This window comes from Stenotrophomonas sp. 2YAF22, assembly GCF_052114665.1.
Lineage (GTDB): Bacteria > Pseudomonadota > Gammaproteobacteria > Xanthomonadales > Xanthomonadaceae > Stenotrophomonas > Stenotrophomonas indicatrix.
The window spans coordinates 1-4,629 of sequence record NZ_JBFRFE010000337.1 but is presented as its reverse complement, the minus strand read 5'-3'; the positions used below and the strand labels follow the sequence as shown (position 1 = coordinate 4,629).

The window sequence follows — 4,629 nt, the reverse complement described above, 5'->3', positions numbered from 1 at the left end:
GCCAGTTCGTGCTCGTCCAGGTCCAGCGCCAGGCGCTGCAGCACGCGCAGCTGCGGGTCGCTCGACTCGCCCGCGGCGATGCGCGCCATGCGGTCGTCGTCGCCGTCCTGCCAGTTGGCGCCGGACACCTCCCACATCGAGGATTCGGGCAGTTCGTCGAACGCGGCCGTATCCAGCGTGGTGGTGGCCGGATCGGTAGCTTCGGCGGCGGGCGCTTCGGCGTCTTCGATTTCCAGCAGCGGATTGGAGTCCAGCAGGCGCTGGATTTCCTGTTCCAGGTGCAGGCCGTCGAGCTGCAGCAGCCGGATCGACTGCAGCAACTGCGGGGTGAGGTGAAGTTGTTGGCCCAGCTGGGTCGAGAGTGAAGCCTTCATCGTGGTTCCCCGGCGCCGCTCCCCGACGCCTTGTGGAACACATCTTGCTTTTGATCCGGCAAGGGCGGAATCGGGGGGTTCCTGAGGGTGTTGGTGGTGCTCCCGACACCGTGTAGGGAAAACCCCTACGCAAGCGCGGGATTTTGACGATTACGCCCGCCAAGTCATTGATTCGTGGTCAGCGGCCATGGCGGCAGGTCGTGCGTGCTGTACGGAATCCCGTCGGGATGCGCGTGGGTGACGGTATTTCGGCGCCGGCCCTGCCAGTGGCGCCGCGGCGTCACCGCCGACGCGGGGACGTCATTCCAGTTCGTGCTGGTGGCGCGCGGCGAGCAGCAGCAGATCATTGGCGCGACGGCAACCCAGCGATTCCATCATGCGTGCGCGATGGGTCTCCACCGTCTTGACGCTGATGCCAAGATCGGCGGCGATTTCCTTGTTGCTCTCGCCCTTGCCGATGCGGCGAAGGATCTCGCGCTGGCGCGGCGACAGTGCGGCAATGCCGGTCGGCTTTTCGCGACCGAGCATCGGCGCCAGCATCTTGGCCGAGATCTGCGGGCTCAGGAATACCTGGCCGGCATGCGCGGCACGCAGCGCCAGTTCCAGCTCCTGCGGTGCGGCATCCTTGACCACGAAGCCGACGGCACCCCGATCCAGGGCGTCGCGCACGTGGGCGGCGTCGTCGTGCATGGTCATCATCACGATGCGCGTACCGGGTGCGCGCAGGCGGATGTCGCTCAGCGCTTCCAGGCCGGTGCGGCCGGGCAGCGACAGGTCCATCAACACCACGTCCGGTGCGTGCTGCAGGGCCATCTGCAGTGCCTGTTCGGCATTGCTGGCCTCGGCGACGAGCTGCACGTCGGCAAACCCCTGCAGCAGCCGCGCCAGGCCGGCGCGAACCAGGGTGTGATCGTCGACGATGAGAACTCGCACAGGCACGCTGGAGGTTGGGGAGGGGGGTCCACCTTAACTTAGCTGAACGGGCACGCCAAGGGCTGTCCGTCCGCCTGCATGGTGGCAGATTTCAGCGTGCGCGGCGGGCCTCGGCCACCTGCCGGCGGTGCAGCCGGAACAGATGCCGTTCCATCGCCATTTCCAGGCCATCGCCGAGGCGATGGAAGCGCAGCCACAGATAGTGACCACCACCGCCATCGGCCGCTTCGGCGATGACTTCCACTGGCAGGTCGATATGGTCGGGCAGCCAGTCGCTGGGTTGCAGGCGGACTACGCCGGCCTGGCCGGGCAGGCTGCCGCTGCGCGGGCCCAGCTGCAGGCGGATGCCGCGGCGCGACCAGCGCACAGGGCGCAGCGTCGGTTCCTGGCCCTGCTGGCGGATCAGGCGGCCGAGCAGGACCATGGTCAGGTCCACCTTGGCCTCCAGGCGCTGCAGTTGCAGGCTGGCTTCGCTGCGTTCTTCGTGTTCGTCGGCGCGGCTGTCTTCGACCAGTGCCAGGCTGCGCAGCAGGCCTTCGGCACTACTGGTCCGGCCCACTGCGCTGCCGGCCTGGAACTCGGCGGGCAAGGCCAGTTCGCAGCTGAGCGTTTCGTCGAACAGCTCGCTTTCGGCCGGATGATGCAGGGACGTGGTCGGCAGGACGGTCATGCCAGCGATTCTGCCTGCAGGTAGGCATGCGCGGCGCGAAGGGAGCGGCGGCCGTCCTGCATCTGCACGGAGACTGCGTCTCGACGCTGGCGCAGCAGGCCAAGCAGGCTCTGCTGGCGCTCCAGCAGGGCCGACAGCGGCGCGTGGTCGGCGCTGCCCAGCGGCTGGCTCAGCAGTGCGTGCAGGGTGCTGTCATGGCCATCAAGCAGGCTGTCGGCCTGTTCGAAGGCCTCTTCGTCGAGGGCCTTCTCGAATGCATCCAGCTGCGCGTTGAGTTCAAGCAGGCTCATGGCGCCACCGCCGCCGGACGGCGCTGCTCGTGCGGAATGGCATTCCAGGCACCGTCGATCTCGCCCAGCAGCTGCAGCGATTCGTCCAGCGCGGCGCGGTCGTTGTGCAGGTTGGCCTCGGTCAGGCGCTGCAGCAGGTAGTCGTACAGCGCCGACAGATTGCCGGCGATCTCACCACCGGCTTCATGGTCCAGCGAGCCGTTGAGGTGGGCGACGATGGCGCATGCTTCGCCGATCGCCTTGCCCTTGCCGGCCTGGTCGCCTTGCTCGAGGGTGGCCTGTGCACGGCGCACGCGCTCCAGTGCGCCGGACAGCAGCAGCGCCACCAGTTTGTGCGGATCGGCATCGGCGACCGCACTGGTCACACCCACCTGGCGGTATTGCTCGGCGTACTGACGGCTGGAACCGTACATTCGTGATTCTCCCTTGCGCGGGGTGCCGGGGTGCGGTCGAAGGGACCGTTGACGCCGGCACTGCGATGATTGCTGTTGCGTCCGTTATCGGTGCGTACGGCGCCAAACTTGAGCGCCGTGCGTGTTTCCTCAGCGGTTCAACTGGGCCAGCTGCTGCTGCAGGGCGGTGTTGCTCTGCTGCAGCTTGCCCATCAGGCTGTCCAATGCCACGAACTGCTTCTTGTAACGGGCCTCGACACCGACCATGCGCGCGTCCAGGTCCTTGCGGCGCTTGTCGATGTTGTCCAGCGTGGTGTTCAGCCCCTTGGTGCGGGCGACGAAGGCGCCTTCCTTGCCGACCGTGGTGCTGACGTAGCCGTCCACCAGTGAGTACAGCCGGCCGGCACCACCGGTATCGCCGGTGACCGCCTGGCGGATCTTCTCCGGCTGCGCGGCGAGGGCTGCGGCGAACTTGGTGCTGTCCAGCACCAGGGTGCCATCGGCGTTGGGATAGCCGCGGGTCTGCAGGCCCAGTGCCTTGGCGTCCAGCTGGTCGCCTGCCAGGTCCTTGAGCACGCCGGACATCGTCGAACGCAGCTGCGCGATCGCACCCCGCATCTGCGCATCGCCGGTCAGCGCGGCGGCTTCCTTGGTCTTCGGGTCGTACTTGGTTTCGGTGTTGATCGCCGCGACGGCCGCGTTGTAGGCGGTGACGAACTCCTGCATCACCTTGGTTGCGGCGGTGGTGTCGGTGCTGATGACGACCGTGCTCTTGCCCTGTTCCTTCAGGTTCAGGGTCAGGCCTGGCACGGCATCGGCCACGGTGTTGCTGGCACTCACCACTTCCACACCATCAATGGTCAGCAGCGCATCCTTGGCGGGACTGTTTTCCTTCAGGCTGCCGACCAGCGCGCCCAGCTTCGGATCACTGCCGGCGTATTCCAGCTTGATTGCGCTGGCTGCGCCGGTCTTTTCCTGGGCGATGGACAGGTACTGGTTGTCGCCGGAGCTGATCAGCGTCGCCTGCACGCCTTCCTTGCGGCCAGCGGCGTCGATCTTGTTGCGGACGGTGGTGAGGGTGTCGCCTTCCTCCACCTGGATGTTCATGGTCTTGGCCTTGTCACCCACCCCAACGGTGAGCGTCAAGGTTCCGGCACCGAAGGTGTCGGTCTTGGGCATGGAGGTGTCGGCGATCAGYTTGTGCGCCGATGCCAGGTTCTTCACCTCGACCAGATGCGTGCCGTTGGACGCGGCAGCCTTCGTGGTGCCTACGTCGTACAGCGCTACAGACGCTGTCAGTACGTCGTTGGCGTTGTTGGGTCCGGCCTTGCCGGTTGCGCTGACGGTGCGGGTGTCGAAGGCGGTGGTGGCCTTCAATGCGGTCAGGGCGGTCTTCAGCTTGTCGAAGGCCGAGGTGACCGTGCCGAGCGACGACAGCTGCATCTTGGTCTTGGACTGCTGCAGGTTCAGCGCATTGTCGGCCGGCTTGCGGTCCGCTGCGACCAGCTGGTTGACGATGCTGGAGATGTCCAGCCCTGAGCCAATGCCACCGTATCCAAAGTCTGCCACGTCGTTTCTCCTGGTATACGGGCCTGGCCGTCGTACGGCGGCCCGTCGTCAACGAAAATAGCGGCCTGTGCCGCTGGGTCTTGAGGACTTCGTTGATGCATGCGCCGTGCCACTGGCTGGTGGGGCGGTTCTGGCACGCCGGTTGCAGGAGGTCTGGGGCAGGGTGCGGGTGGGTTCACCGCGGGCTGCCGGGGGTCTGTAAAAAACCCTCCCCCAATGCAGGGGAGGGATCAGGCTACTGACAATCGGGGGGAGACGAAGCCGCCCGGTACGTACAGTCAACATGCACAACGCTGAAAGAGAGGTCCGCAGGGGCGGGCGATGCCAAGCCGGTTCGGGAATCTTCCCGGGCCGGGCATGGCCGGCACCTGAGTACGCCGTGGCTGTCGGGTTGCCGCTAC

Annotated in this window: 5 protein-coding genes and 1 pseudogene; all 6 read right to left on the bottom strand. The window is 66.4% G+C overall.

What is annotated here, in order from left to right; genetic code table 11:
- Positions 1 to 374: pseudogene (locus AB4Y84_RS13795) on the bottom strand (RNA polymerase factor sigma-54); the annotation flags it as partial.
- A 300-nt stretch (positions 375 to 674) separates the two neighbouring features.
- On the bottom strand, positions 675 to 1,307 hold the full coding sequence (locus AB4Y84_RS13790; protein ID WP_025879002.1) for a response regulator: 633 nt from the start codon (positions 1,305 to 1,307) through the stop codon (positions 675 to 677).
- A 91-nt stretch (positions 1,308 to 1,398) separates the two neighbouring features.
- Positions 1,399 to 1,977 (bottom strand): PilZ domain-containing protein, encoded by a 579-nt coding sequence (locus AB4Y84_RS13785; RefSeq protein ID WP_108267540.1) that lies wholly within the window; start codon positions 1,975 to 1,977, stop codon positions 1,399 to 1,401.
- On the bottom strand, positions 1,974 to 2,267 hold the full coding sequence (locus AB4Y84_RS13780; RefSeq protein WP_025879004.1) for a hypothetical protein: 294 nt from the start codon (positions 2,265 to 2,267) through the stop codon (positions 1,974 to 1,976). The genes AB4Y84_RS13785 and AB4Y84_RS13780 overlap by 4 nt, the downstream gene beginning before the upstream one ends.
- The gene (fliS, locus tag AB4Y84_RS13775) at positions 2,264 to 2,680 is read right to left on the bottom strand and encodes a flagellar export chaperone FliS (RefSeq protein ID WP_089241027.1); all 417 of its coding nucleotides are present in this window, start codon (positions 2,678 to 2,680) and stop codon (positions 2,264 to 2,266) included. Before fliS ends, AB4Y84_RS13780 begins: the two co-directional genes overlap by 4 nt.
- Before the next feature lie 129 nt (positions 2,681 to 2,809).
- Complete coding sequence (fliD, locus tag AB4Y84_RS13770) at positions 2,810 to 4,228, bottom strand: flagellar filament capping protein FliD (protein WP_140227010.1); 1,419 nt, start codon at positions 4,226 to 4,228, stop codon at positions 2,810 to 2,812.
- Positions 4,229 to 4,629: the final 401 nt, after the last annotated feature.

Excerpts from the sequence above, each read along its gene's own strand:
- AB4Y84_RS13785 (WP_108267540.1), bottom strand. The coding sequence starts at position 1,977 with ATGACCGTCCTGCCGACCACGTCCCTGCATCATCCGGCCGAAAGCGAG.
- AB4Y84_RS13780 (WP_025879004.1), bottom strand. The coding sequence starts at position 2,267 with ATGAGCCTGCTTGAACTCAACGCGCAGCTGGATGCATTCGAGAAGGCC.
- fliS (WP_089241027.1), bottom strand. The coding sequence starts at position 2,680 with ATGTACGGTTCCAGCCGTCAGTACGCCGAGCAATACCGCCAGGTGGGT.